Genomic DNA, 26,279 nt, shown 5'->3' with positions numbered 1-26,279 from the left:
GTTTGCCGAACGTGGCCTGCAAGAGTTGAAGCCATGTATCGGTTAGGGGTTTGATGCGTAAGCTTCCCAGACGCCCAACAGGAGCCGTGACGTCTCACTGGGGTCCGCGGTGTCTCTCAAGGCCTCATCCCGCCCTTTTCCATCTGCCCGGTACCAGACGTTCGTTCAGCCTTTTGAACTTTGATTAGACACCGCTGCGGCCAGCGGAGCTCGTTGGCTTTTCAGGAGATCCACCACTTCACGTTCGTGCAGGCCAACTCACTGGCGCGATCACCAACGTCAGGCGGAGGAATCGATAATAGTGAGATCAGGGATAATGGGGTGCGAGCGGTAAGGCTGACTCCTCAACAGCTCGCGCCGGGTTTCCAGCCGAAGACGCTCGGCTTCCATGATCTCGTCCAGCTCACTCGGGTAGACGTAGGCGCTGTACCTCGCGGGATCCGCATCCAGGCTGCCGAAATAGGCGAGTTCGAAAAAGCGGAAGTGAGTGCTTGCCCGGCTGAAGTATGGGATAAGCTGCGGCGAGACCATCGCGGAGCCCCTCTCCATCAGTAGACGCCGAAGCTCGACCCCTTTCCTGACCACGGCCTCCAAGAGGTTGGCCTCGCCCTTTGACAGTCCATCCCGCCATCCTGTCGTCAGCAACCCCGTGAGAGTGCGGAACTCCGCCGGAGACGCCTGTCCTCGCTTAAGCTCCCCCGCAAGGATGCGGTTCTCCTCGCTTAGCTGCATGAAAGGTCCCACGAACTCGGAGAGCCGACGATCGAGCGACTCAATCTCAAGCTCGTTGGTCTTCTGGATGATCGCCGCCCGCGAACTCGCCCGCGTGGACCAGAAACCCACCAGTGCGCCCGCCAACGCGGCGACGGCCGAGAGCAGCGCAGTCCAGAGCGGGCTTGTACCCGGGTTGGACGCTAGCCGGATTGGGCCGTCGACCACTAGGTGCGCGGTAAACCTCGGTCCAGCAGCAAGACTGTTGCCGCCGCCGTCTCCGCGATGTCGGAGATCGAGAAGAGCTCGCAGGAAGTCACCAAGATTATCGGAGTGATCGACAAAATCGCTTTCCAAACAAACCTGCTCGCGCTCAACGCCAGCGTCGAAGCGGCGCATGCCGGCGAGGCGGGACGTGCGTTCGCCGTGGTTGCCAACGAAGTTCGGGCCCTCGCACAGCGCTCCGCCGATGCCGCACAGGAAATCGGTCAGCTGATCTCGAACAGCTCCAAGCAGGTCGAGGGCGGCGTTACCCTGGTCGGAGAAGCGGGTAAGGCGCTCGGACGGATCATCGGCTCGGTCGACGAAATCTCAAGTCTGGTCGGGCAAATTGCGATGGCGTCTGATCAGCAGAGCTCGGCGCTGGCGCAGGTCAACACCGCCATCACCGATATGGACAAGGTCACTCAGCAGAACGCGGCGATGGTTGAGGAGAGCAATGCCGCCGCCCGCACCTTAGAGCGCATGGGAAAGCTCTACCGGATGGAGCGAACGGGAACGGGTCTGCGGGTGTTCGGGCATCTCCGCTAAAGTCGCCTTTCCACCCGATCCGGCTGTCACTGGCGCAATCGAAGGCGGCGCCGACGGATGTCCGCTTGCGCGCAACAGGCAGACGTTCGCGCCTGGTCCGGAGCGTTGGCCATCCTACAGCGCGGATCGGCGCATTGCCGCAATTTAGATCGCCAGCCAACCCACGCAGGTCCGCTTCGCTCGGCACCCTGCGTTTCGCCGCGGGCGTGCGCTAGGTGGGGACCTTGGACGTGCTTCGACCATTGGCAGTCCCTACTGTTCCGTTCCACCGGGCGGCTCCGCCGTGAAGCCACCCTTTCTGAAGCCTGCTCGTTGCGCCACGAAAACAGCGTGCCCGATGCACCGATACGGCGTGTTCCCATCACCGCTGACCGTCACCGAGCGCCAGCTCTTTCGAAGTTCACGGAGTGCTTCGATCATTCGGTCTTCGTCGTCGGGCAAGCTAAAGACCTGATCCGCGAACCTGATTTCGCATGCACTCGGCGGGTTGAACCGCACCGCCATAGGAAGTTGTCGCTGATCGGCTCGCTTGGCTGCCGCCAAAGCGGCCGTTGCGGCGAACGCGCTTGCTGCCGAGAATACCGCCACCAAGGCGGCTTTGCTCACCTTCCTCATACCGCCTGTTTAATCAAGCACCTCTCGACCAGCAACGTCGCCCTTTCCACCCACCCCGGCTGTTCCCGGCGCGATCGCCAGGCCACCCCGCGAAGGTCAGCTTCCGCGCGGCAGCCTGACCTTAGGCGCTGGGGTGCCTCACGTCGGGACGGTGGACCGGGTCCGACCCTTCTCAGACCTTTGCGGAGTGGATAGGCCGCTCGTCTGCCACTGATGGAGATCACGATGTTTGATCGATTGAGGAACTGCCTGGGAGCGGCTGCGGTCGGTTCCGGACATTCTCAGCCTCCTCTGATGGAACTCTCCGCAGTAGCCTATCTGGCAAATGGCAAACTGATCATTGCGCCTGTTGTCCGAACGACGGACGGCCTTGGACTCGAAGTCGAACCGAGCACCCTTGGTGGCTCGCCAGATGAAGACAGCATTGCCGAAGCATTGTCTGGCGCGCTCACCCGCTCGGGGCGTGTTGTTCCGCATCCCGCTCAGAGCGAATGGAAAGGGGTCTTTCAACCCTTTCTGAAGGCAGCGAGCGTCCGAAGCTACAAGGCGTTCATGAAGGATGCCCGAACCATCAGTATCAGAGCGACCGAGAACGCGTTGGAACTCACGCCTTATCGGAACCTCGGCAGTAAAGAGGGCTTTCAGCCGATGCCAGAAGAGGTGGTGCTGTTGCACCGCGATGACTTGAAGGGAGCCGCACAGGCCCTGCTTCGACTGGCAGGTCTGAGTACCGGATAATCAGCCGTCGTTTGTTCAGCGTATGTCGCGTTTCCACCCGATTCAGCTGTGCGCGCCGCCACCGGACGTCGCGGCGGCGAACGTCCGGTTCCGCGCGACAAGCCGACGATCGCGTTCGCTGCGAGGGACCGGCGCGTAACGGCTTGTGCACAGCATGCGGGCTCGGGCCGGCGGGCGCGGGGCCGACCTGCCTAGGCTAAGACGAAGGAGGATCAGCTTCTTCGATGCACCACGCCCCTTCTGCGTAGTTGCGGAACGTCGCTCTCTGCATCGTCCAATCGGAGCTACGCTCAGACAGACCTGGATGTGTTTCAACGAACCGCTGGCGATAGCGGCACGAAACGGTTTTTTTCACCTCATCCACCGTACGACAAACCAGATCATCGACCTCAACGCGACCCGGCTTGGCGGCTAAGTTCAAACCCGGTCTGGCAGCCGAGCACCGGCGCCATGTGGAGACCGGATGCGACCACTCGTTCGAGGCGAGCAGCCCCAGTGCTTTGAATCTGCACCGCGTATGTGCGGGCACCATCGATGACCAGATCTTCGATGGACACCCCTTCGATGCGCTTGCCAATGAAGTGGACGGCGGCCTCGCTAATGTCGATGAGGCGATTGCCGACGATCGATATCCTAGCGTCAATCGGCGCATCGAGCGCGTAGAGCCAGAGAGCTCCTACACCGACTTTCCAGTTCGGGTCGAGGCTTCCTCCTCAGACGACGAGATTTGACGCGACCCGGATGTCTCCGCTCAAAGGCACCGCCTCAAATCGGTTGCCAAATGAATGCCGCCTCCCTGCGTAAGCGTATCCGAGACGAGGTTACCCTCAACTATGATGTCCTGTCCGCCATATAAGGGATACCATTGGCTAGGATATCGACGGTTGCACGTCCCTCGTCGTGAGGGTGTCACGATCAACCCCAAGAAGACGCAGCGCCTCTACCGCGAGGAAGCGCTTACGGCAGCGGCGACGGGGACGAAAGCGCGCCGTTGGCGCGCGGGCACCCGCGCCGGTGCTTGCGTCTCCCAACCAGCGCTGGAGCCTCGACGTCGTGCACGACCAGCTCGCTACGGGGCGCCGCTTTCGCGTGCTCAACATCGTCGATGATTTCACTCGAGAATGCCTGCGGGCGATCGCCACGTCGATCTCGGGCAAACGGGTGGTGCGCGAACTTCACTTCCCTGTCTCTAGTTCCAACTGGATGAAAGTTCGAGGTCAGGACACGTCAAGAAAACGCTGCACTCGAACGTTGAACAAGTCTGCCCGCAAGATCTCGGCGATGCCCTCTGCTTGGCTGACATCATCGGTATGGAAACTATGAATAAGGCCGTCTTCATCCTCTCCCTCAGCGATAAACCGCCCCAGGGGTCGTGCCGGCTCGCGGACTTCGCGAATGGTCAGCTTAAGGGAACACATCACGGAATACACCCGGTCAAAAATCAAGAAAGGAGAGCCAATCAGACGTTCGTGAGTAGATAACTGTTAGCGCTCCCACCGGCAACGACATAGCAGTGCCGAAACCGAACCATTTCGGGTTAATCTGATCAGGCGCTTCGTTGCTGACTTGTTTTCCGGATGGTACCGGTTGACGTCCTTCCCGCAGATGGCTCATCTGCGTTTAGGGGGTCATAGATGGGGATAGATCCGAACGGCTTGAAAGTCCGGGCCGAACGCTATCGGGAGCGAGCGCGAGCGGCAGGAGCCCTGCGCGAGCGTGATATCCTGCTGCTCATGGCTGACGCCTATGAAAAAGAAGCAGAACGGCTCGAACCGCCCGTAGCGGAATCTCTACCGCCAAGCCGCGATGGCCCCTCAGCATCTTGACTGCGGGCTCACCGCTCTTCGTCGGTCAGGTGCTGCCGAAAAAGCTCTTCGAGCCTCGAACTCGAAGAGGTGGCGACCGCCTCAACGTCGAGTGTCCGGGGGAGGAAACTTCGACAGGCACGGACCTGCGAGGTGGGCTCGATATCGATCCGGCATCTGCGCGCCGAAAGGGGCTCCCGCCGCCCTCCCGTAGCCAAAGAACAGCAGGCGATCACGCGCGCAGGGGCGGTCGCCGAGGATTATTATCAGCGGACTGTTGCCGAGTGTCGAGAAGCTGGGGGTTCAGAGGCGTGCTTGCCCTGAACGCTAAGGGCATCGCCCTCCTAACGCAGAGGCGCCTGCGCCGCTTCCGACGACCTCGAGTAGGCCAAGTCGCGCTTGCCCGCGCCTTGCACGCGAAAGTCATCCCCCTCCCAGATGAGATCTGGTGCGTCTCAAAGGCTTCGTGGCGACTTTCACTGCGTACCGGCGCTCGGCTGCTTGGTCGGACAGCTTTTAACCAACGTCATCGCGCCCGCGCTGTCTTCGACGACGTGGAGGAAGTAGCGTATCGGGGTCCAGGTCTGCGATCGGGCACCGTGAAAGGAGGCTGATAGCTGCACGTGACCAATTCTATGCCGGCTGAGGGGCTCCGCCGCGGAGAAGGGACATCCACGCGACGGAGCCGATGACCGGGCCCTCCCCCTGGCGCCGAGTCGGTTGACAATACTCCTCACTGGGGTCCGCGAGAAGGCTGACGAAGCAATTCTGCGATGCCCAGGCCCAAAGTCTCGAATGTGATCCGAAACGGTACGTAGATGTGAGGCCGGTTGCACAAAAATTTCCTGCCTCCTCTTCCGCACGGCCGAGGCAGCCGCCCGCGCCCGGCTCGATTTCGTAGCGGTGACCGACGACAACACGACGGCGCAATTCAACGGACTGCGCGAGCTTCAGCCCCTGGTTCGATCGCACCGGCCTCATGCCCGGTATCGAGATCACGATGTTCCGCGGCCGTGCCAATGTCTTGGCGCGGATCGGTTTCGTCGACTCTCGGGTGGGGACGACGGTCTCAACATTCGCGCGCTTCAGCACTCCGTCGCATCAGCGGGCGCGATCATGTCGCTCAATCACCCGGCGGCGCCGTCAGGCGAAAAATGCACGAGCTGTGGCTGGATTTGGCCCGGCGCCACTATGACGCCCTCCCTACGATCAAAGTCGTGAACGGGCCGATCGCGGAAGGGCCGCTTGGGGTCTCGGCTTCTGGTATGCGCCCTCAACGAGGGTCATCGGCTCACCGGTATCGCAGGCAGCGACAATCACGACTCCGATGCGTCTGGGGGCAAGTTGCAGATCGGGCGGCCGTCCACGATCGTGCACGCTCCCGAGCGCTCGAGTGCAGGGATAGTCGCCGGAATGGCGCGCAACGTGTCCAGCGACCTCGAGGAAAGCCACAACCGCCCTCTCGAAGTACCGCGGCCACTCGCGCCCACCAACGCGAACAGCCGCAAAGTTCAAGTTTCGAGATGGTTGCGCCAATCGGCACGTCTAGCCAAAGGGGGCGGTTCCGGTCCGCCACCATGAACGTCTGTCCTGAACGAAGCTGCTGGCTGGCCCGATCGCGTCAACCTTGAACGCGCTCGTGGACGTCGCCTCGGCGGCCGATCTAACGAGGGGGGAATCGAACGGTCACTGCTTCTGATCATTCGTTCATCGCGCACGATAACAGCCAGAAATCTGCGGGTCGCTCGAACCGCTCCTGGGGCGCGCTTGCCTCCGCCTCGCGATGATCTCGACAGAAACGAAGAAAGCTGAGGATCGGAAGCGCAGGAGCGATGAGGAAGCCCTGGATCAGATCGCAGCCCATTACCCGGAGCAGCGCGCGGGACGATTCGCTCTCGACACCTTCCGCGGTGACCTGCATGCCTAGGCCATGTGCCAGGTCGATCGTGGATCGTACGATCAGCGGGTCGCGATGGCTCTCCGCCAGATGCGTGATGAACTGACGATCTATCTTGAGTTCCTGCACCGGCAGCTGTTTGAGATAATTCAGGGACGACATACCGGCCCCATAATCGTCAATCGAAACCCGCACTCCCGCGTCCGCTAGCAGGCGGAGGTTCGACATCGCGATCTCGGGGTTGTCGATGACGGCCGTTTCGGTGATCTCGATCCCGATCTTGCCGATCACTCCCCCGATCATCTCAAGGAGGCGTTGGGCAAATCCCTCGTCACCGATCAGCCGTCCCGACACATTCACATAAATGGGCAGGTCCGAACCGCAGCGCGCCATCAGCATCTGGTCCTGTATCGCCTGCTGCAGCACCCATTCCGTCATTTCCCGGATATCGCCAGTCTCCTCGGCGATCTGGACGAAATCGTCCGGAGCGATACGTCCGCGGACAGGGTGTTCCCAACGGATCAACGCTTCCGCGCCATCAATCGAATTATCCTGAAGGCGGATCTTCGGCTGGTAGGCGAGCATGATCTCTCCGCTTGCGAGAGCGGCACGCATCTCAGCCATCATTGCCAGCCTGTCAGACGGGTCTCCATATTCTGCCTCGCAGAAGCGAGCGGACTTCCGGTGAGACGCCAAGGCCTGATCGAGAGCGATCTGGGCCTGCTCGGCCAGTGTCCGCAACTCGCCGAGCGCCGCCGGGCCGGCGTAGCCGAAGGTGATAGTGACATCGACGACATGGCCGCCGACCGCGATTGAGCCTTCGGTCCCCGTGCGCAGTTGCTCCAGAAATTCCAGGGCCTCGTCTTCCGTGCGTGCTTCGAACGCGACCCCAATCGTGTCCGGCGACATGCGGTCAATAACGATCTCGTCCGCACAGGCAGCAAGCCGCTCGGTGAGTTCGCGAACGAGCTGATTGCTGTGCGAGTGTCCGATGGTCGCCCGCACGGCGTTGTAGCGGTCGATGCGCAAGGCTGCGGCGAAAACGTTGGGGCCGTTGCCGGACAGGGGACGTTCGACGTGCCTCTCCAACAATCGCCTGCGCCACGATCCCGCAGCTCCTTGGAATGGAGCCATTTCAGACACGGGAAGGAGCGCAGGGCCAGCGTCGCGCTTTGCGGCGTACATGGCTGCATCGGCTTCCGCCAAGGCATCGTCGATCGAGGCGCCTTGCCGCACGCGTGCCATGCCGACCGACACGCTCAATTCAACATCAAGATCGCTCTCGAGATGAATGGGACGCCGCGCGGCTGCTTGCAGACGCTGTGCCACCCGCTCCGCGAGATCGTCTCCGTGCTGGTGGCGGATAACACAGGCGAACTCATCGCCCCCGAACCTGACGATGAGAAGATCATCATGATCGCTTTGCACGGCACGAAAGCGAGCGCCGATTTCCCGCAGGACGATGTCGCCCGCGCGATGACCATGGGTGTCGTTGACCTCGTTAAAGTGATTGAGGTCGCTGATCAGGACGGTGAGTTCACTTCCATCCAGCCGATCTTCGTGATGGCTTGCAAAGTCCTCAAGTACTCGCCGGTTCGGCAGGCCCGTCAGGATGTCGAGACGCGCTGCCGTATCGGCTTGTTCCTTAAGGCTCTGGACCTCGGCCACGGCGTAGCGAAGCTGGCGCGCATCATGGTAGGACAACCAGGCCCCCGCACTTGTCAGCACCAGCGCGGTCGTGAGAAGCTCGTCGAGCTGCAAAGCCTCGTAATGGGCAGTGAACCCGCAGAACCACTCGAAGAAGTTCAGCTGCGCCAGCACTATGGCCACGCCGCCGGCCCCTAGGAGAACCAGACGGCGATCAGGAATGTAGCTTGGCTCCATGGTTACCTGACCTGCCCAACCGCACCTACGGCAGCCTCGACCTCATGGTCAGAAGCCCATTCTGAAGCGGCCGCCGACGACCATCCCGCTGTCAAACGCATCCTGGGATGTGCCCTGCAGCTGGAAGCGACCAAACGCACTCATCTCACCGGCACCGTTAAGGATCGGTGCACCGTAGAGAAATTCCGTGAACAGGGGTCGCTTACCCGCGGAGACGCCGATCTTCTCCGTGACCGGGCCGATGTCCCCCGTGTTGCGGTTAACGACCTTGATCACCGTATAGTCCAGGCTGCCGCTTTCCACGTGCATCGCTTGCGAAAAAGAAAGTCGCGCCCGGTCCATTCTGCCGAAGATCCCCGCCTTCACGAAGGCAACCTCGGAAGCTGTGCTCAGCAGACCGCCATCGGAAACCGAGAGATTCTGGTGGCTGCCGTTCGAAGTCTGTGTGCGGCCAACTGTGGCCGAAGTCGCGACGCTGAGGCCATGTCCCAGTTCATAGTCGAGGCCGAGCGTTGCCCCTTCCGTCGTTGAGCCATCGCCCAGATCATTCTGGTCCAAGGATTGGACGCCGAGTAGGGCGCTGCGCTCGCCGACTCTCGTGTAGCTGGCGCTGACCAGCATCGCCTCGTTCACCCGGTGAGTCACGCCGATGTTAATGCCACTGGCTTTGTAGCGGTTGACGCCGCGGTAGAGGCTGTTTTCCAAAGCCGGCGCATTCCGCCAGTCGCGGGTCAGCGTCTTCTCCGTCCCGCCGATCGTAAGCGTGGTCTTCCCATCAAGCGCCACGTCGGCCCCGGCATAGGCGCCGCCGGACGCGATGCCGAGCACGGGGTTCACGCCCCCGGTGCGCGAATCGTAGCTTGAGAACATGCCGAAGCTGTCGCGACCCCCAAGCAGGACCGCACCATCGCCGTAACCAATCCGTACGCCGAACTTGTCCGACGGCGTCGCCAACCGGACAGACGATTGGTACGCCACCCCGCTCCTGGAGAAGCCGAATGCGGCGCTGCGGGGTGCGAACGACATGGACAGATTGAGGCCCATGCGGTTCTGCACGGGCGTAGCGCTCGTGATGAAGTTGGTGAACTTGCCCTTCGTAGGTGTGCTGGTGTTCACCCAATCGACCATGCGATCATATAGATAAGCCTGGAACTGTTCGTTCGCGCCATTCACGTAGAGCGTTTGATCGACAAGCTTGGACGACAATGGGATCGCGAAATCGCGTTGCGATCCGCCAGCCAGCTTCTCGAAGGCATAGAAGAACATGTCCTTCGAGTCCCACTTGGACGTTTTCGCCTGGTCAACCGTCTTCTGGACCAAGTCGACGCTCTTCTCAGCCGACTTCTTCCCATCCCACTGATACCAGACGAGTTGATTGAAGCTCTTGGGCGACTGGGCCGCCTCCACGTCGATGAGGCCTGCGCCATAGACTCCGTCCACCCCGGGAGCGCCGAGGTCCTTGGCTGTGCTGGTGATGATGTCGACGGTCGCCTGCGGATTGCTTGCGAGCCACGGCCAGCGGTCGAGCAGCAGCGCTACGGTTCCGGCGACGATCGGCGCGGAGAAGGATGTGCCGGTCTGGCGCGTCACGCCGCCCTGATCGTCCGAGACGAGGATCAGCTCGCCGGGGGCCACGACGAAACGATATTTGAGCTTGTTCTGCTCGCTGCACGCGCCGGTGCTGGTCAGCAGGCACGCCTCCCCTGGACGATTGGAGAATTCCGAGATCTTGCCGGTTGGGTCAACGGAGCCAACCACCAGCAGGGCCGGATTGTTCGCCCAATCCCACTTGATGTTCTGGGTCTGAGTGATGCCGTCGTTGCCGGCAGCCTTGATGAACACCGTGCTCTTGAGGTTCGCAGCCACGCCCGGGCTCGAGAAGACCTTCGACCAGTCGCTCTCGAGCGTCCAGCCGGGGGTACCCAGCGACATGTTGACGACGCCGGCTTTGCCGCTGAGCATGGCGACACCGCGAGTGATGTCGTCCCATCCCGCCGTTCCACTCTCGTCGAAGGGGTTGAACGCAACGACCGACGCTTCCGGAGCGATTCCCATGACACCCTTGCCGTCATGGGCAGCAACCATCAGGCTCGCGACGCCGGCGCCGTGACCGTTGGTAAAGTTCGACACCCCGTCATAGGCGATGACGTTGTTGCGGATGTCTTGGTCGCCCGCCACCACGAAGTCGAGCAGGCCGATAACCGCGTCCTTGCCGTCTCCCTGAACCTGGGTCAGCGACGGCGTCCAATTGACCGTCTTCATCCAATGGTCGGCATGGTCGGTGCCGGAATAGTCCATCAGTCCGTCATACCAGTCGATGAAGAAGTGCGATTGCTCGGCCGGTGTAAGCGCGGCAAGCGACTCGGGTTTGTTGGGATCGATCCCGAAACGCGTGAAAAGCCTTTCGGCGAAGCCCTTGGAGAATGTGGTGCCGGTCTTGGCGCTGACGGCCTTGCCCCACATCGTCTCGGACTTCGCTACGATGCCCCTCAGCTGCGTCGCAATTGCGGCATATTTGGTGGGATTCGACTCGTAGCTTCCAGCTGCCTCCCAGTTGGCGCTGAGCGCAGACCAATCATTGCCGAGGTCCTCCCAAAAGGGACCGACCTTGTCGTAGGCCGGCGCGCCGACCACTTGCGCCGAGACGATCGGGTCGACCGTCCCCCAGAAGGCGCGGATGTTGCGATAGAACGGATCGACATCCCCCCAAAAAGCGCGAATGTTCCGGTAAAAGGGGTTCACATCGCCCCAGAAGGGACGAATGTTACGATAGAAGGGCCGGATGTTCCGATAGTAAGGCTGGACGGGCTTCGCTGCCGTTGCCGATGTCGGCTGCGCCTAAGCAGCCGCCGTTTGCGCGCCGCTTGCCTGAGCGAAGGCCGGAGCCGGCAGCGCCGCGCCGCACAGGATCGAGCCGGCCAGTAGAGACGCCCGGTGGAATTTCATGACGTTGCCCCGTTGAAACATCGGAGCACCTTGCGCACGAGACCTTTACCCGCAGGCTGACAAAGAGCCCTAAAAAACCGTTAGGCATAAGCATGGCGCAAGAGCGTCGGGCAGTTACCCGGAAGAAACGCACTTTGCCTTCTCCTATACTCCAGTGCGCGATGAAAGCGGCGCGGTAGCCGGCTTTTTCTGTCCGTGCATCGAAATCACGGAACAGGTGTTCGCAGACCGGCGTCGAGCAGCGGATGCCGAGCGGCAGCGGCGCCTATTCGAGCAGGCGCCTGGCTTCATCACCATCCTCAGCAGCCCCGAGCACGTGTTCGAATTCGCCAACGCAGCTTACCGGCGCATATTCGGCGATCGCGACTACATCGGTCGACACGTGCGCGATGTCTTCCCCGACCTCGGCGACCAGGGCTTCTTTTCCCTTCTTGACCAGGTCTACACGACCGGCGAACGATACATCGCGAGAGGCGTCTTGATCCGATTCCAGCGGGAGGATGGATCGTGGGACGAACGCATCCTCGACTTCATCTACGAGCCGGTGAGGGACGAGACTAACCAAGTGACCGGCATCTTCGTCGAAGGTCACGATGTGACGGAAGGTCATCGGGCCGCGGCGGCACTTCGCGAGAGCGAGGCGCGTCTACGCGAGCTCAACGACACGCTCGAGCAGCAGGTCGCAGAGCGGACCGCCGACCGCGATCGGATGTGGGACACTTCCCCCGACCTTATGCTCGTGCTCGACTTCAACGGCATCTTCCGCCGCGTAAATCGCGCCTGGACCAAGATCCTTGGTTACACACCGGACGAGCTTATCGGCCGGCACGTCAACGACTTCGTGATCGAAGAGGATCATGCCGCCACTGTGGGCGCCTCCGAAGCCGCTGCGGCCGGAAGCATGCCCACTCTGCACAACCGGTACCGTCATAAGGACGGTTCCGTTCGATGGATCTCCTGGGTCGCCGCACCCGGTGAAAGGCGCCGCCCTCGGCTTGATCGCTCGCGGGCACGGCCGCGATCTGCGCCCGCAGTGCGGCGATGGTCCTCTGACGTTCGGCGGCGGAAACTGACATACGCTTGCTCTACAAAGTTCGCGCTATGTTCTCGTGGACCGAGTCGAGTCAACGGCGTTGACGCTGCTGGCCCCGTTCCACATTCGTTCTCCGATGGCCAACGCACGATTCGAGACCACCATGAGCTTCGCCAGGCACAAGGCGAACTGCCGGGTGCTCTGCCGTGCCTGCGGTCACGAGATCATCGTGATGCCCTGCGCGCTGGCCAAAGTCTTTCCGATGCCGCTGACCATCAAGGAGGCTGAGCGGCGGCTTCGCTGCACCGCATGCGGTGAGAAGCAGGCGAAGCTCATCCCCATTCCCATGCCGACACGGTAGCTGCAGTACCCTTCGGGGAACGCCCCCTCCCCTGCCCGCGTTCGGCGGCCGAAGGAGACTCCAGTGGCAGACGACAAGAGCAAGGTTGGGGCCGACGATCGCAGGACCGTTGCCGGCGATGAAGGCTATGAGGTTCGCTATTTTGCGGAGAAGCACGGCATCACGCCTGACCAGGCCCGCGATCTGATCGAGAAGCATGGCAACAAACGAGAGACGCTGGACTGTGAAGCTGAGAAGCTGAAGAGCGCCTGAGGGTGGCCCGGAGCGGTAAGGCAGGACGCGCCGCGGCGCTCGACCAGGACGTGCGTTCGGCATTGAACGCGCTGCCGGTCACTGCCCCCGATCTCCCACGCGATCATCACCATCTCTATCGGTGCGCAGAGTGCGGCCTGCTCGTCGATCGCCGCAATCTTGGGGACGTTCTCTACCATGAGGATGAAGGACACGAGCCGTCAGGCGCGCTGATCGGGCTCAAGTTCGTGGACCCGATGCTTGCGACGCTGGCCGACGACCCGCCCGCGGGCGACGACTGGCTCCACGAGATCAAGTACGATGGCTATCGCACCCAGATCATCGTTGATGGCGGCGAGATCCGTGCGTTCACCCGCAACGGCCATGACTGGACCGATCGCTACAGGCCGGTGCTCCGCGCTGCCGGCGACATCAAGTGCTCGAGCGTGATCCTCGACGGCGAGATGATCGTTCAGGATGAGGAAGGGCGATCCGATTACGGCGCGTTCAAGTCGGCGATGACCCGGACGCCGGAGCGCCTCGTCTTCATGGCGTTCGACATTCTGCACCTCAACGGCCGTGATGTTCGGGGCGAGCCGCTGATCGATCGCCGGCAGATGCTGCAGGAGCTCGTCGGGTGCCATGATCCTGGCTGCCGAATACAGTTCAGCGAGCACATCATTGGCAACGGGCATGCCCTGGTCGAGGCCGCCGACCAGATGGGTCTCGAGGGCATCGTCTCCAAAAAGCTCAGCAGCCGGTATCGAAGCGGCCGCGCGCTCTCATGGCTGAAGGTGAAATGCTTTGCAGTCGAGGAGCTCATCGTCCTGGGCGCGCAGACCGGCCAAGGTGGACCTGCGATGGCGTTGTTGGCGCGTGAGGTCGATGGGGATCTCGAATATGTCGGTAGCGCCGCGCTGACGCTCGCCGGCGCCGATCGCGAGACGTTCTGGCGGAACGTCGACGACCTGACTGTCGATCGACCAGCGCTTCGCCTGCAGGGCAGTCCGAAGGCATGTTGGATTGAGCCGAGCGTAAGGGTCAAAGCCCGCTACCTCAAAGGCAGCAACAAGCTGCGCCATGCGACGGTGCAGAAGCTGATTGGCTGAGCCGCATTTGGTCGGCCGTCACGCGGGCCGGTAGAAAGGCCATGTTCTCAGGATCCAGGTAGAAGCTTACGCGCGGACCATGGCATGCTCTCTCGAGGCGCTTGGGCGCGATCACCTTCTGGAGCAGGAGACCTTCTTCCGCCGGCTTGCGATCGAGACGCCGGATGATGAACTGCGCGAGATGATATTGGGCATGGCCGACGCCTATGCGAACGCGGCTACGCTCGCAGGCGAGGTCAAGACGATCGATCCCGAGGTTGCGCGTCGGCGCCGGCGCCATGAGGCACCTGTCGCCCATTAAGGCGAGGCCCGGCACCAGGGCCGTCCCCTACCCTCCTGCGTGATGCTGCCCTATCTCCGCCGCGGCAACATTCGGGAGAGGTCACATCTGCAACCGCTATCGCATGACGGCCAGGCAAGCCGAGCTGGCGATCCGCTACGGCGTTGATCCCGAGCTCATCATGCCCGAGCCCGAGAACCTCCCTCCGCCAGAGCTATTCCCGGATAAGATAGGGTGGATGGTCCGCGAGGAAGATGGCCGGCGCGTGCTGGTTAGGGCCGCATGGGGGTTCCCGACCAAGGTCCGGGGCGCGAGCGGCAAAATGCTCGACAAGAAGGTCACCAACGTCCGCGGCCTTACCTCGCCCTTCTGGCGAGGTTCGCTCAAGGAGCCGGCGCGCCGCTGCCTGGTGCCGGTGACGGACTTCTGCGAGTGGGAGGGTGAAAAGGGATCGAAGCTCGCCCGCTGGTTCTCCCTTCCCTCTCGGCCGATCTTCTCGTTCGCGGGCCTGTGGCGTCCCACGGACACCGGCAAGGCCTACGCCTTCCTGACCTGCGGCTACGAAGGTGATCCGTCCACCCACATCGTCGGCCGCGTTCATCCGAAAGCCTGCCCCGTCATCCTGCACGAGGAAGACGAGGAGCGCTGGCTCCGCGGCGAAACCGACGACGTGTGCAGTCTGGCTGCGGCGTTCCCGTCGCAGCTCATGTGCGTGGTGTGACGCGCGGCCGCCTTACGCGGCGCGGCCGACCATGATGAAGAGGATGGCAAAGACGATCGCCACTGCTTGATAGGTGACGCGCTTCTGCATCAGCGCCTGCGAGCGCTCGACGTTAGGGTTTGTGGCGCCATTAGCCATTCCGATCACGCCTCTCACGAGCACGTGAAGGGTGGCCGCCGCCGCCACGGCAATGAGGATGAAGAGGAGGATTTGCATGGCTAACATTTGGGAATTGCGAGCCATTTTTCATTAGACCGAGCCGAGAATTAGCGCCCGACGAGTAGGGTGTTCTGCCCTGCCAGGCGGCGTGGTCAGAGCCAGCGCCGGGTCTCCCGACGCGTGCACGTCTCGCAGACCGACGACGAACAGCTTGCGCAATCTATGCTTGGCTTAACCGGCACCTTGCCGCTCAGCGACTCGCATCGCGTCCTTGCGGACTGCACGAGCTGGAAAGAATTAGCGATGTGAGCATGACGGCGTTTGAAAGCAGCGAACGTTTGCCGCCGCCGTTTGCAAACGGCATCTAACTTCCAATTTTCATCGCCGACGGCGGCTGGCAGCTCACGACCAGAGCCGGTCGTTCGAGCGCGAGCCGCGGATGTCAGCTTCTGTCGGAAGCCGCCATGCACGCTTAGCGAACGGGCCGGTGGGCTAAGCGCTACCTCTGGCCGGTTCGGGTTCGTCTTGCATTCTCCCCTAAGCGGACGCCCACGCAATACCGCCATTTGGTCTTGCCCTCAGAATTCCTTCCGAGGGCGAAGGGCCACCGCGGCCCGCAGCGCAGCTGGTGGCCGGCGATCGCGGGATAGTCGACCTCGCCGTTGCGTCGGAGCCCTTGTGATGAGCCCCTGCGCGACCTCGCACGAGATTACCCCTGGAGGTTTTTCGCATTGAGGGATGATCACCGAGCTGACGTCGAGCGCATAGCCCCATATAGCAGCGTCGATGCCCATACCCTGTCCGTGGCGCACGCGGAGTATTTGGATCGAGCCTCAGCAGAGGGAAACCGCAGGCAACGTGGCGGCAGGCTTAAAATGCGTTGTCACGGCCGCATGGAAAGGGCCCGCCAAGAGCGGCCGGTCCTGCCAGCGAAAGGAGGAAGGATGCGCATGGCAGCCCATATACGAGCTAGCAGTCCCAGCGGCTGATGGCCAACCCACGGCACCTTCTGCTCGATGATCTCTTAACGCGGAGGCCACTAGGGTCCGATTACTCCCGAATCGTTGCTCCACCGTCTGCATTCCCCGGCCGGATAGGACTTCCGGTGGATGTCTGTACGACTTCGCCTGGGTAGGCTGGCGGAGTTCAGCGAGGAGGCGGATGTGGTAAACTTTTACAACAGCAAGAAGACTGCGATCGTTCGCGGTTCGGCTGGGGACGATACCTTCTATGCATTCTCGACCAGCGGAGGGGCCCTGCTCAGCGACGCGATCGTGACAGACTTCGCCTGGACGACCTCGATCGCCCAATCCGCTGGAGCCATGTTCACCTACACGGCTCGTAACGTGAATATTTCCACGGATCTCCTGCGAGGCAGCAACGGCTACGACACGATCCGTGGCTCCGCACATGACGACGTGCTCGTCTACAACAACGGAATGCAGGGCGAGGGACTTGGCGGCTTCAGATCGATAGACGCATTCTACCTTGGCGACGGAAACGACTTCCTGGATCTTTCCGCGCATGGGCCCGGAGGGGTCGCCTACGATGTGGCGGCGGCTAGCGGAGAAAAGGGGAACGACACGCTGATCGGGGGTAGCGGGTTTGACACACTCGATGGAGGCAAGGGGAATGACCTGCTGATAGGCAACATCGGGCCGGACCTTCTCATCGGCGGAACGGGAGGCGACCACATCTACGCGGACCACATGGTGCCCGTTACGACAGTCGCACTTGGCACTGGAGACCAGATGTGGGGCGGCGACGGGCACGATCTCCTCGTCGGCGGCGCGGGTGGAGACTTCATGTTCGGTGGCAATGGCGAGGACATGATGTACGGCGGTCTCGGAAGCGACGTCATGCGCGGTACCTACGACAATGACCGCCTTTTCGGTGAAAGCGGTGATGACCTTCTCACCGGGGAGGAAGGCAATGACATGCTCCTCGGCGGCGCTGGCGACGACGCCCTCTGGGGCGAGGACCGCAAAGATGAGATCTACTGGTACAACCCCGGCAGCGACCTCCTACGAGGCGGCGCCGGCGACGACATGCTCGACGGCGCCGGCGGCGCCGATACGCTCGAAGGAGGGGCAGGATCGGACAGGATGAAGGGTGGGGACGATCAACTCCAGGATGTTTTCGTCTTTGATCCAACGGCGCTCAGCGGCGTCGACACGCTTGAGTTCGAGGATGGATTTGACGTCATCAAGTTCGTGGATTTGGGGATCACGCGCTATGAAGGCGGCGCTGCCTTGGGCACCCTCTTCGCGCGCGACGTTCCTGCTGCTCAGGGAGAATATTGGGACCACGTCGAACTGGATGTTGTCACCGGCACAGGCGATCGGTTCACGATCAAGGTGATGGGAGTCTGGCCGGTTGCCGTCACCGCATCGGATTTCACGGCAGCAGACTTCGTTTTTGGCTGAGCGGATCTGCGTTAGATTCTTCCGCTCTCGGCTAGCCGCCCTGCAACGTCTCCTCGCGACCAAACCCGGTCGTTCCCGCGCGACGCGCGGAACGGCCGCTTTTGACGGAACCGGTCATTCATCCGCGCGGATTTCAGCTTCTGCCCGAGAACCTGACGTTCGTGCGGGCAAGCACCGTTGAAGCCAGCTACAGCGTGAATCGACCCTTTGACGACATTCGCTATCTGGTGCAGCCTCTCCCGATGACGGAAGAAGAAAGACGATTGCTCGTCGTCAAGGTAGCCAGTCTCTGCCTCCGATCCTTCTAAGAGGCCATCGGCAACGGAGTCTGGGGCAATGGGTGATCGACGCTGAGGCCTTCTTCCTTCAGCGCGCGGCGCACGCTGGGCCGGCTCTCCACGCGCTCGTAATAGCCGAGCAGCTCGATCGGAGGTCGGATGCCGGCTCTGATAGCCCAGCGCAGCATCACGAAGAGGTAGGCGTCGGCGACGGTGAACCGCGGCCCGAAGAGGTAAAGCTCCCGAACCTGGCCGGCAAGGAGGTCGAGCCGCCCTGCAACGGCATAGCTTGCCTGAAGCTTCTCGACCTCGCTTCCGCCATGCCACAAGGGCCTGAAGGCGGCGTGCAGCTCGGTTGAGAGATAGGAGAGCATCTCGATCAAGCGGATCCTTCCGAGCGGATTGCCGGGCTCGAATACAGGCTCGAGGTCGGCGACGAGGGTGAGAATGGCGACATTCTCGGTGACCGCCTGACCATCGTCCAGAACAAGCATCGGAACCGAGCCCTTCGGATTGATCGCAACATAGTTTGCACCGCTCTCCGTCGCCTTGGTCTTGAGGTCGACGCGTTCGAACTTGGCCGCGAGGCCAGCTTCGTGAAGGGAAATTCGGGTGGCGAGGCTGCAAGCCCCCGGCGCATAATAGAGCTTCATCTTCTCTCTCCCAAGCTTCAGGCCCCATCGAAGGCAGGCAGCCGCAGAGTGACCGCCGTGCCGACACCGAGCTCGCTCTGGATGATCATCTCGCCGCCGATCTGGCGAACGAAGCCGTCGACCATCGGCAGACCGGCTCCTCCAAGGCCGCAGGTCTTGGTCGTGAAATACGGATCCACCGCACGCTGGACGGTCTCAGGCGACATCCCCACGCCGTCGTCCGCGACCGAGACCTCGACAGTCCGCAGGCCAAGCGCCCGGACGCGGATCCTGACGCAGCCGCTTCCCGGCAGCGCATCACGTGCATTGGAGGCGAGGTTGAGTAACGCGGTAAGCAGTGCGAAAGGATCACAGCCGATGCTCGGCACATCGGGATCTGCTTCGGTCTCAACCCGAATGGTTGGGCCGAGAAGCCTTTCGATATCTTTGAGACAACGCGATACGCTCGCCCTGTCGCCTGCGCTTGCCTCTTCGTGAACCGCGCCTGGCGACGAATTCTTCAGGAGACGGGAAAACGAGGCACGATCGTGGCCGCGGCGGAGCAGCATGTCGGTCGCCCCCTGCCCGGGCGCGGAGGGCGACGAATGTTCGTCGCCGTCAGCCGCAAGGCTGGGCGGCGTCTGCCATGAAGCCAGCCATTTCCGATTCTCGCTGATCTTCGCCGCTCTCATGGTCCTGCCCAATTGCCTCTCGCGCTTCGAAGATGACGCCTCGTGTTGCGACTTCGTCGGGCCAATGCCGCCTTAAGCTCGCCGTCGAAGAGTCCTGCACACCCGCCTTGCGTCAGGCCATCATGCTTGGCCGATCCTGCGATAAGCAAAATGCCGCCGAGCGGCCTCCGCGGCTACCGTCCGAACGGTTATTTCGACTGTGCGATCGGCAGTGGACCCTGGCTCTTGGCACAGGTCGACCCACCCTTTCCCTATCACAGCCGGAGCGAGGCCCACGCCAACCGCAACCAGCCTGGGGTGGGCCGATCGCCGTTCTTTCTCGGGTCGACCGACTTCCTGGCTGAACCATCGGCCGAGCGGCGTCCGTCGCTGTCACGGCCCGTGGATCGTCCGCGGCAGGGTGCTGCTCGCCCGGTCAACCATTTCGAATGGCGTTGCCGCCCGAGTAGCGCATGAGCCAAAGGTGGATGCTATCGGGCCTTCGCCGGTAGGCGGGTCGGCGGCTTTCAGGCTGAAAACGATGCGTGCGACCTCGTGGGCCCCGGCAGGCCGGCCCGGGGTGAACGGGGCGCCTGCGGGGAGATCGCCGCCGACGTAGCAGGTGCCTTGAACACGGACGTCACCGGGAACATCGCCCAGCGAGAGGTTGGAATTTTCCCTGGGACCGGATGCACTCGCAACCACCGGTCACCACGTAGACGGGCAAGGTAGCCTGATCGGTGTCCACACCAAGGTTCCGTTCCAGCATTTTGGCCAGGGAAAGCCGCTTTGGGGCAAGTGGCGATGGGCCGCATCAAACCGTCGGCGAAGGTGCCCCCTACCTGGTGGTATGCTCGCCTAGCGCATGGTTCGGTTGTTGGCGGCGCCCTCTCTCCAGCATAGTCGCGAGCGTGCCGTGACGGAGCGCCTATCCCCGTCCCGGCCGCCCCCCACACAGCAATCGGAGCAGCAGATGAAGATCGTCGTCATCGGAGGAACCGGCCTCATCGGGTCCAAAACGACATCCATCCTGCGGGATGGCGGTCACGAGGTGATCGTCGCAGCGCCCGAGACGGGCGTCAACACGATCACCGGCGAGGGCGTCGCCGATGCCCTGCGCGGGGCGGACGTGGTGATCGACCTGGCGAATACGCGCTCCTTGGAGCCTTCCGTCGTCCTCGAGTTCTTCGAGGCGCATGAAAGCAGCCTCCTCGCCGAGGAGCGGAAGGCCGGGGTGAAACATCATGTCGTACTCTCGATCGTCGGCGCGGACCGGTCGCCGGACAACGGCTACTTCCGCGCCAAGGTGGCACAGGAATCTTTGATCCGGGAGTCCGGCATCCCCTACACGATCGTTCGCTCCACGCAGTTCATGGAGTTTCTGCAGGCGATCGCAGATTCCGCCCAGCAGAACGGAGCGGTTCACATCGCGACGGGGCTGTTTCAGCCGATTGCGGCCGACGACGTGGCAGCAGTCGTGGCCGAAATCGCCGGTTCCCAGCCCCTCGATGGTACCATCGAGATCGCCGGGCCGGACCGGGCTCCGTTCAACCAGATCGTCGGCACCTATCTGGCCCGGAGGGGCGATGATCGCCCCGTGCTGCCGGACCCTGAGGCGACCTATTTCGGCGGTCGTGTCGAGCGCTACTCGCTCGTGCCGGTCGGCAATGCGCGCCTCGGCCGCATCAAGCTTGCCGACTGGATGGAGCGCACGCCGGCAAGGAGGACGGCATGAACAAGACCCATGCTGCAGCCTCGCTGCTCGCCCTGCTGGCCTTGGCTCAAACATCGGCCGAAGCGCAGACATCTCAGATTGCGGGAGCCCGCAACGCGAAGGTCACGCAGGTTTATGAGCATTCCCTCCCCGGACTCCCGGGCAAGAGCGTCAAGGGTGTCCTCGTCGAATATGGTCCCGGGGGCTCCTCTCCTTCGCACAGACATGCGAAGTCGGCGATCATCTACGCGACCGTACTTGAGGGCGCGGTACGTTGCCAGATCAACGGCGGGCCGGTGAAAACGTACGGCGTCGGCCAGAACTGGACGGAGCTGCCGGGCGATCACCATGGGATAAGCGCGAACGCGAGCGACTCGCAACCGGCTAAGGTGCTGGCTGTCTTCGTCGTGGACGACACAGATAGCGAGTTGACGATCCCCGACAGGAAATGAGCTCGGCACGGCTGGCGCATGCCTGGTGCGCGGGGAATGGCCGCTTCGCACCCTCAAGCTCGATGGCCGAACTCGGGACCACCGTCATGCGGGTCCGCATCATAGTCTACAAGGGAGTACTCGCTGCACCCAATGGCGCGCGGGCAAAGGGATCGGCACGGCCGCCGAGGGACGAGAAGGGGTAGGTCGCGGCAGCAGCGCCCCCAACCCACGACGTCCCGCCCAACCGGCAAGGGGAAGATGCGCCGCGCACCCCGTAGCTCGATGAATTCGGCCAAAGCTGCTTGCGATGCATCTTCACGATTGTCCGGCAGGATGGCTGAAGCTGCGGGCGCGCGTGCCGCTGCCGACGGGGCGGCATGGAGCCATCTCCGGCACGCAGCCCGGCGCGTGTCCGGACGGCGCCGCGGGAAACACCAGGCTCGCGGCAGCCAGCCGGCAAGGCTCCGACTAGGGATGCCGGCAGGACACCCCGGAAGAGGCGCTTGGAAAATGAGCCTCTCACGCGAGGAACCCACAGGCACGAACGACCCTTGCTTTCCACGGTACGGCCGCAGCCAACCAAAGTGGGCATCGGGCTTATTCCACTGGGTCATCCACCCTGCCCGAAACACGCCTGCCCTGTCGCGTCACCAATTTTCTCGAATTCAGAAGCCAGGTTTGGACATCATCTGTCGCCGCGGCAAGGATTGCCTGATCTAGCGCATCTTCAGGCCGTCGGCCGATTCCCACCCTCCCCCGAGAGCCTTGTAGACGGCTGCGAATTGCATGAGCTCCGCGACGTGCGCCTGGACACGTTGCCTGTCGGCGGAACTGAACGCCACCTGAGTCTGGAGGAGAGCCGTAAGATCCTCCTCGCCGGCCCCATACCTCCGCCGCGCCAGCTCGACCGCCTCGCCCGCCGCCGCGTGCGCCGCCTCGCGTTCGGACCGCGCTCGTCCCGCGGCCACGTACCGGTTGATCGCAGTTTCGCTGTCTGAAAGTGCCTCGAGCACCGTGCGCTCGTACCGGACGAGCGCAGCGTCGGAGCGTGCATCGGCGGCGCGGATCTGGGCACGTATGCGACCGCCCGAGAAGATGGGCCAGCGCAGCGAGGGCCCGACCTGGAAGCGCAGGCTGCTTCCCGAAACGAGGTCGCCGGAATTGCGAGCCTGCAGTCCGATCCCGCCCAGCAGCGAGATGCGCGGGAACAGCTCCGCCGTCGCGACTCCTATTTCTGCGGTGGAGGCGGCAAGCTCGCGCTCCGCCCTTCGGATGTCCGGCCGCCGCCGCAGCAGGTCAGAGCGCAGACCTGCGGCAATCTCCAGCCCGCCGGCAGGCAGACGGCCGGGCCGGCGGAGTCGATACTGCAGCGCCTCCGGCGGCCTGCCGAGGAGCAGCGCCAGCCGAAAGGCGGCCGCGGCTGCATCGGCATCGAGCAGCGGTACCGTCGCAGCCGTTGCGTGCGCCTGCGTCTCGGCACGGACGAGGTCTCCCCTGGAGGCAAGACCGACGCGAACGCGCTCCGAGACAAGGCGAGCGATGCCGTCCTGCGCCTTCGCGTCGGAGAGGGAAATCTCGCGAAGCTTTTGCGCGGCGCGCATGTCGAGATAGGAGCGCACGACTTCGCCGATCACCTGGATGAGGACGCCGCGCCGTGCTTCCTCGGCAGCTTGCGCACGGGCCTCGGCGCTTTCGATCCCGCGCTCCGTGCCGCCCCAAAGATCAAGCTCCCAGGACGCATCGAAGCCGCCGTCGAAGATCGCGAGGTCACGCCCGAGACCTGGCACCTTCCCGACCGGCAGCAAGCCGTTTTCGCTGAGCCGATTCTGCGTCACGACGGCGGATGCAGCGACCTGCGGCAATTCGCGGCCGTGCGCCGCGTCCCGATAAGCGCGTGCTTCCCGGAGCCTCGCGGCGGCTTCCTGCAGGTCCTTGTTGCCCGCGATCGCCTCCTCAACCAGCTCGGAGAGCAGCGGATCCTCGAGGCGCCTCCACCATGTCGCGTCGATCGCTCCGCCGGAGAACGGACCGAGCCAGGCCTCGTCGACTCTCAGCTCCGGCGGATGGTAATCGGGGCCGACCGTGCAGCCGGCGAGCGCGATCGCGACAAGAGGGCTCCAAAGCCCCCGAAGCCTGCCGGCCATCCGTGTCATGCCTCCTCTCCCGTCGTCCCGGGCCGCCGCCGCCGCGAAGCCGCGGCGCGCGAAAGGCCGATCTTGACTCCGATGATCACCGGGGCCGCGGCTACGAAGAGCAAGGCGACCGCATTGAAAGCGGTGTCGAACGCTATCACCGTAGCCTGCCCCATGGTCGCGCGGCCCAGCATTGCCCTTGCGGCAGTGGAGGCCGCTACGGCATCCATGCCGCGCGACACGAGCAGCGACGACGTTGCCGCGAGGCGTTCGGCGAGAGCGGGCGTGCCCGCGCTCAATCCGGCGCCGAGAACCACCGTGTTCGCAACGCTTTGCTGGGAGATCAGCGTCTGGAGCCCTGCCACTCCGATCAAGCCCCCCAGCTGCCGCCCGATGTTGAACAGCCCGATGCCCGACGCGAGGCTGGCCGGCTCGAGGCGACCGAACGCTATCAACGTAATCGACAGGAAGAGGAAGCCGAGACCAAGCCCCCGCAGCAGTAGAGCGGGCATCAAGTCTTCGGCACCGCTCTCGAGAGTCGAGCCGGAAAGGAGCCACATCGCTGCCATGATGAAGGCAATGCCGAAGGGCACCGTCGCGATCGGCGGGATGCGCCGCGCCTGCATCATGCCTCCGGCCAACAGCAGACTCGCGACGAAGAGGCCGCCGCTGGGCAGGAGAAGTTCCCCAGCCCCGCTCGCGGTAAACCCCAGGACGGACAAAGCAAAGGCGGGGATCAGAAATGCGCTGCCGAACAGGGCCGCGCCGGCCACAAAGCTGACGACGAAGGCGAAGGTGAAGTCGTCTACCTTGAACACGCGCGTGTCGAACACGGCGCGCTCTCGGTGTTGCCGAACAAGAAAAAAGCCGAAGCTGGTCGCGACGATCAGAATGGCCCAACGCATCCGACTCGCCTCGAACCAGTCCCAGCGGTTGCCCTGGCTCAGCAGATAGGTGGCGCCCGCCATCGCAATCGTCAGAGATGCGAAGGAGAGCCAGTCCATGCTGTGCTGCCGCGGAACAATTGTCGGCGGAGTATCGGCAATGAGCAGAAGCCCGGCTGCAAGGAGCGCGACGGGAAGGATTGCGAGAAAGATCCAATTCCACGAAGAGCTGTCGAGGAGCCACGCCTGAACTGCCGGGGCGAGAGCCGCCGGCGCGACCACGGCGCCGATCGCGAAGAGCGCCTGGACGAGTGGCTGGCGCGATGCCGGAAACAACCAGAAAAGGATCGCCTGGCCGCTCACGAGCAGGACCCCACCTGAAAGGCCTTGCACGAGGCGCAGCATAACCAGCGTGTCCAGCCCGCTCGCGCCTGCGGAAACCGCGCTCGACAGTCCCATCGTCAGCGTCGCGGCCAGCAGCAGCCTGACCGGATCGACACGTGTGACGAGCCAGGGGGCGAGTGCGAACCCCGCCAGCTTCGAGGCCGTGTAGGAGACGTCCAGCAACGCGAACTCGTCGGGGGTCGCGTGGATGTCCCCGCTAATGTCTCCCTTTGCCAGCGCCAGCACCGTGCCGGCGATTGCTTCCGTCAGGCTGGCGAGCAATATCCCGGCAATCAGCAACGCGCCGGACATCCCTGCCCTGTGCAGCGCCTGCGGCACCGCATTCGCCGCCCCACGGGTCACGGCACCGATCTCCGGTCGATCTCGACCCGTGCCGACAGCCCTGGCACCAGCCGGCCGGGAAGCGGGTTGCGAGTGAGCCGGATCTTGACGGGAACCCGTTGGACGACCCGAACAAAATTGCCTGTGGAATTGTCGGCGGGAATGAGGCTGAATGCGGACCCGCTGCCTGGTGCAAGGCTGTCGACACGGCCGTCGATGGCCGCGTCGGGATATCCGTCCACCTCAATCCGTACCGCCTGGCCTGGCCGGACATGCTGGAGCTGCGTTTCCTTGAAATTCGCGACCACGTACAGGGCGGCAACAGGCACGATGTCGAGAAGGGGTACGCCCGGCGCGACAAGCCTGCCAATTCGCACCTGACGATTGCCGACGACGCCTCCCACCGGCGCACGAACCACCGTATTCTCGAGATCGATGCGCGCCAGCTCCCGCGCCGCTTCGGCTTGCGCCAGCGCGGCAATCGCGGCCTCACGCTGGGTGCCGAGCACGCCGATCTTGCCGCGCTGCGCGTCGACGGTGGCCGAAGAGGCAGCAGCACCAGCTTCGGCGCGCATCCGTCCGGCGTCGCTCTCATCGACCTGTGCTTGACTGACAGCGCCGCTCTCGATGAGTTCCCGTCGCCTATCGCTCGATTTTCTCGCGAGCTCCAGGTCCGCAAGCACGGCACGCCGCTGCGCCTGCGCCTGGCGGATCAGAGCCCCCTGGAGCCGGGTTTCCTCTGCAACATTGGCGAGACGCGCGCGTGCCGCATCCACATTCGCTTCCGCCTGCTGCAGCCTTGCGCGAAAGTCTCGATCATCGATGCGGAAGAGGACATCGCCCGGGCGGACGACCTGATTGTCCTCGACCTCGACGCCGGTGACGTAGCCGCCGATCTTGGGGGCGAGGGATGTGATGTCGCCGCGCACATAGGCATTGTCGGTTGACGCTGACTCTCCGGCCGCCGCCCATGTCCAGCCAAGGACGAGCGCCAGGACGGCCGCGACGCAGAGAGCCGCACCGATCAGCTTTTTCTTGGCGACGCGCACTGTTCGACCTCCGGCGATGAGCCTTGCTGTGGC

The 26,279-nt window shown here is 63.2% G+C and carries 21 protein-coding genes and 1 pseudogene; 12 read left to right on the top strand and 10 right to left on the bottom strand.

Annotation, left to right across the window (positions count from 1 at the left end; genetic code table 11):
• Positions 1-279 precede the first annotated feature (279 nt).
• Entirely contained in the window at positions 280-939 is a 660-nt protein-coding gene (locus ETR14_RS22425) for a hypothetical protein (RefSeq protein ID WP_129389208.1), read from the bottom strand.
• Positions 940-996: 57 nt separating this feature from the next.
• On the opposite strand from ETR14_RS22425, the gene ETR14_RS22420 reads away from it, so the two are divergent.
• A complete protein-coding gene (locus tag ETR14_RS22420) occupies positions 997-1,521 on the top strand; it encodes a methyl-accepting chemotaxis protein (RefSeq protein WP_129392271.1) in 525 nt (174 codons plus the stop codon).
• A 252-nt stretch (positions 1,522-1,773) separates the two neighbouring features.
• On the opposite strand, the gene ETR14_RS22415 is transcribed toward ETR14_RS22420, so the two are convergent.
• On the bottom strand, positions 1,774-2,127 hold the full coding sequence (locus ETR14_RS22415) for a hypothetical protein (RefSeq protein ID WP_165356580.1): 354 nt from the start codon (positions 2,125-2,127) through the stop codon (positions 1,774-1,776).
• Positions 2,128-2,361: 234 nt separating this feature from the next.
• On the opposite strand from ETR14_RS22415, the gene ETR14_RS22410 reads away from it, so the two are divergent.
• From ETR14_RS22410 to ETR14_RS22400, 3 genes and pseudogenes are all read left to right on the top strand, one after another.
• Positions 2,362-2,874 carry a hypothetical protein gene (locus ETR14_RS22410; RefSeq protein WP_129389202.1) on the top strand — a complete coding sequence of 171 codons (513 nt, stop codon included), beginning with the start codon at positions 2,362-2,364 and terminating at the stop codon, positions 2,872-2,874.
• A 404-nt stretch (positions 2,875-3,278) separates the two neighbouring features.
• Positions 3,279-3,605: a hypothetical protein gene (locus tag ETR14_RS22405; protein ID WP_129389199.1), complete on the top strand. Its 327-nt coding sequence runs from the start codon at positions 3,279-3,281 to the stop codon at positions 3,603-3,605.
• Between the two features lie 141 nt (positions 3,606-3,746).
• Positions 3,747-4,050 (top strand): annotated as a pseudogene (locus tag ETR14_RS22400) (IS3 family transposase); the annotation flags it as partial.
• A gap of 2,328 nt (positions 4,051-6,378) precedes the next feature.
• Here the strand turns inward: ETR14_RS22400 and ETR14_RS22395 are convergent.
• Together ETR14_RS22395 and ETR14_RS22390 are read right to left on the bottom strand one after the other, a co-directional pair.
• The gene (locus ETR14_RS22395) at positions 6,379-8,406 is read right to left on the bottom strand and encodes an EAL domain-containing protein (protein ID WP_165356579.1); all 2,028 of its coding nucleotides are present in this window, start codon (positions 8,404-8,406) and stop codon (positions 6,379-6,381) included.
• Positions 8,407-8,508: 102 nt separating this feature from the next.
• Positions 8,509-11,202 (bottom strand): S8 family serine peptidase, encoded by a 2,694-nt coding sequence (locus tag ETR14_RS22390; protein WP_129389193.1) that lies wholly within the window; start codon positions 11,200-11,202, stop codon positions 8,509-8,511.
• 358 nt (positions 11,203-11,560) lie between these two features.
• Between ETR14_RS22390 and ETR14_RS22385 the strand changes: the two genes are divergently transcribed.
• From ETR14_RS22385 to ETR14_RS22365, 5 genes are all read left to right on the top strand, one after another.
• On the top strand, positions 11,561-12,727 hold the full coding sequence (locus ETR14_RS22385) for a PAS domain-containing protein (RefSeq protein WP_129389190.1): 1,167 nt from the start codon (positions 11,561-11,563) through the stop codon (positions 12,725-12,727).
• A gap of 136 nt (positions 12,728-12,863) precedes the next feature.
• Positions 12,864-13,052 (top strand): DUF3606 domain-containing protein, encoded by a 189-nt coding sequence (locus tag ETR14_RS22380; protein ID WP_129389187.1) that lies wholly within the window; start codon positions 12,864-12,866, stop codon positions 13,050-13,052.
• A 2-nt stretch (positions 13,053-13,054) separates the two neighbouring features.
• The gene (gene ligD / locus ETR14_RS22375; protein ID WP_129389184.1) at positions 13,055-14,140 is read left to right on the top strand and encodes a non-homologous end-joining DNA ligase; all 1,086 of its coding nucleotides are present in this window, start codon (positions 13,055-13,057) and stop codon (positions 14,138-14,140) included.
• Positions 14,141-14,219: 79 nt separating this feature from the next.
• The gene (locus ETR14_RS22370; RefSeq protein ID WP_129389181.1) at positions 14,220-14,441 is read left to right on the top strand and encodes a hypothetical protein; all 222 of its coding nucleotides are present in this window, start codon (positions 14,220-14,222) and stop codon (positions 14,439-14,441) included.
• A 103-nt stretch (positions 14,442-14,544) separates the two neighbouring features.
• Positions 14,545-15,141 (top strand): SOS response-associated peptidase family protein, encoded by a 597-nt coding sequence (locus tag ETR14_RS22365; RefSeq protein WP_129389178.1) that lies wholly within the window; start codon positions 14,545-14,547, stop codon positions 15,139-15,141.
• A gap of 12 nt (positions 15,142-15,153) precedes the next feature.
• Here ETR14_RS22365 and ETR14_RS22360 read toward each other — a convergent pair whose 3' ends face one another.
• Positions 15,154-15,357 (bottom strand): HIG1 domain-containing protein, encoded by a 204-nt coding sequence (locus tag ETR14_RS22360; protein ID WP_165356578.1) that lies wholly within the window; start codon positions 15,355-15,357, stop codon positions 15,154-15,156.
• A 1,052-nt stretch (positions 15,358-16,409) separates the two neighbouring features.
• Here ETR14_RS22360 and ETR14_RS22355 point away from each other — a divergent pair.
• A complete protein-coding gene (locus ETR14_RS22355; protein WP_129389173.1) occupies positions 16,410-17,726 on the top strand; it encodes a calcium-binding protein in 1,317 nt (438 codons plus the stop codon).
• A gap of 304 nt (positions 17,727-18,030) precedes the next feature.
• Here ETR14_RS22355 and ETR14_RS22350 read toward each other — a convergent pair whose 3' ends face one another.
• On the bottom strand, positions 18,031-18,657 hold the full coding sequence (locus tag ETR14_RS22350) for a glutathione S-transferase N-terminal domain-containing protein (RefSeq protein ID WP_129389170.1): 627 nt from the start codon (positions 18,655-18,657) through the stop codon (positions 18,031-18,033).
• A 17-nt stretch (positions 18,658-18,674) separates the two neighbouring features.
• A complete protein-coding gene (locus ETR14_RS28580; RefSeq protein WP_243455950.1) occupies positions 18,675-19,205 on the bottom strand; it encodes an ATP-binding protein in 531 nt (176 codons plus the stop codon).
• A 1,075-nt stretch (positions 19,206-20,280) separates the two neighbouring features.
• Between ETR14_RS28580 and ETR14_RS22340 the strand changes: the two genes are divergently transcribed.
• Both ETR14_RS22340 and ETR14_RS22335 read left to right on the top strand, forming a co-directional pair.
• Positions 20,281-21,042 carry an SDR family oxidoreductase gene (locus tag ETR14_RS22340; protein ID WP_129389164.1) on the top strand — a complete coding sequence of 254 codons (762 nt, stop codon included), beginning with the start codon at positions 20,281-20,283 and terminating at the stop codon, positions 21,040-21,042.
• Positions 21,039-21,473 (top strand): cupin domain-containing protein, encoded by a 435-nt coding sequence (locus ETR14_RS22335; protein WP_129389161.1) that lies wholly within the window; start codon positions 21,039-21,041, stop codon positions 21,471-21,473. Before ETR14_RS22340 ends, ETR14_RS22335 begins: the two co-directional genes overlap by 4 nt.
• A 698-nt stretch (positions 21,474-22,171) precedes the next feature.
• On the opposite strand, the gene ETR14_RS22330 is transcribed toward ETR14_RS22335, so the two are convergent.
• Genes ETR14_RS22330 through ETR14_RS22320 form a run of 3 tightly spaced genes read right to left on the bottom strand, consistent with a single transcriptional unit; the run spans position 22,172 to position 26,126 of the window.
• On the bottom strand, positions 22,172-23,608 hold the full coding sequence (locus tag ETR14_RS22330) for an efflux transporter outer membrane subunit (protein ID WP_243455640.1): 1,437 nt from the start codon (positions 23,606-23,608) through the stop codon (positions 22,172-22,174).
• Positions 23,605-25,218 carry an MFS transporter gene (locus tag ETR14_RS22325; RefSeq protein ID WP_243455639.1) on the bottom strand — a complete coding sequence of 538 codons (1,614 nt, stop codon included), beginning with the start codon at positions 25,216-25,218 and terminating at the stop codon, positions 23,605-23,607. The genes ETR14_RS22330 and ETR14_RS22325 overlap by 4 nt, the downstream gene beginning before the upstream one ends.
• Positions 25,215-26,126: an HlyD family secretion protein gene (locus ETR14_RS22320; RefSeq protein WP_243455949.1), complete on the bottom strand. Its 912-nt coding sequence runs from the start codon at positions 26,124-26,126 to the stop codon at positions 25,215-25,217. Before ETR14_RS22320 ends, ETR14_RS22325 begins: the two co-directional genes overlap by 4 nt.
• Positions 26,127-26,279 lie beyond the last annotated feature (153 nt).

The organism is Sphingosinicella sp. BN140058, from assembly GCF_004135585.1.
In the GTDB taxonomy this organism is placed as follows: domain Bacteria; phylum Pseudomonadota; class Alphaproteobacteria; order Sphingomonadales; family Sphingomonadaceae; genus Allosphingosinicella.
This window is presented reverse-complemented; position numbering and strand designations above follow the sequence as displayed.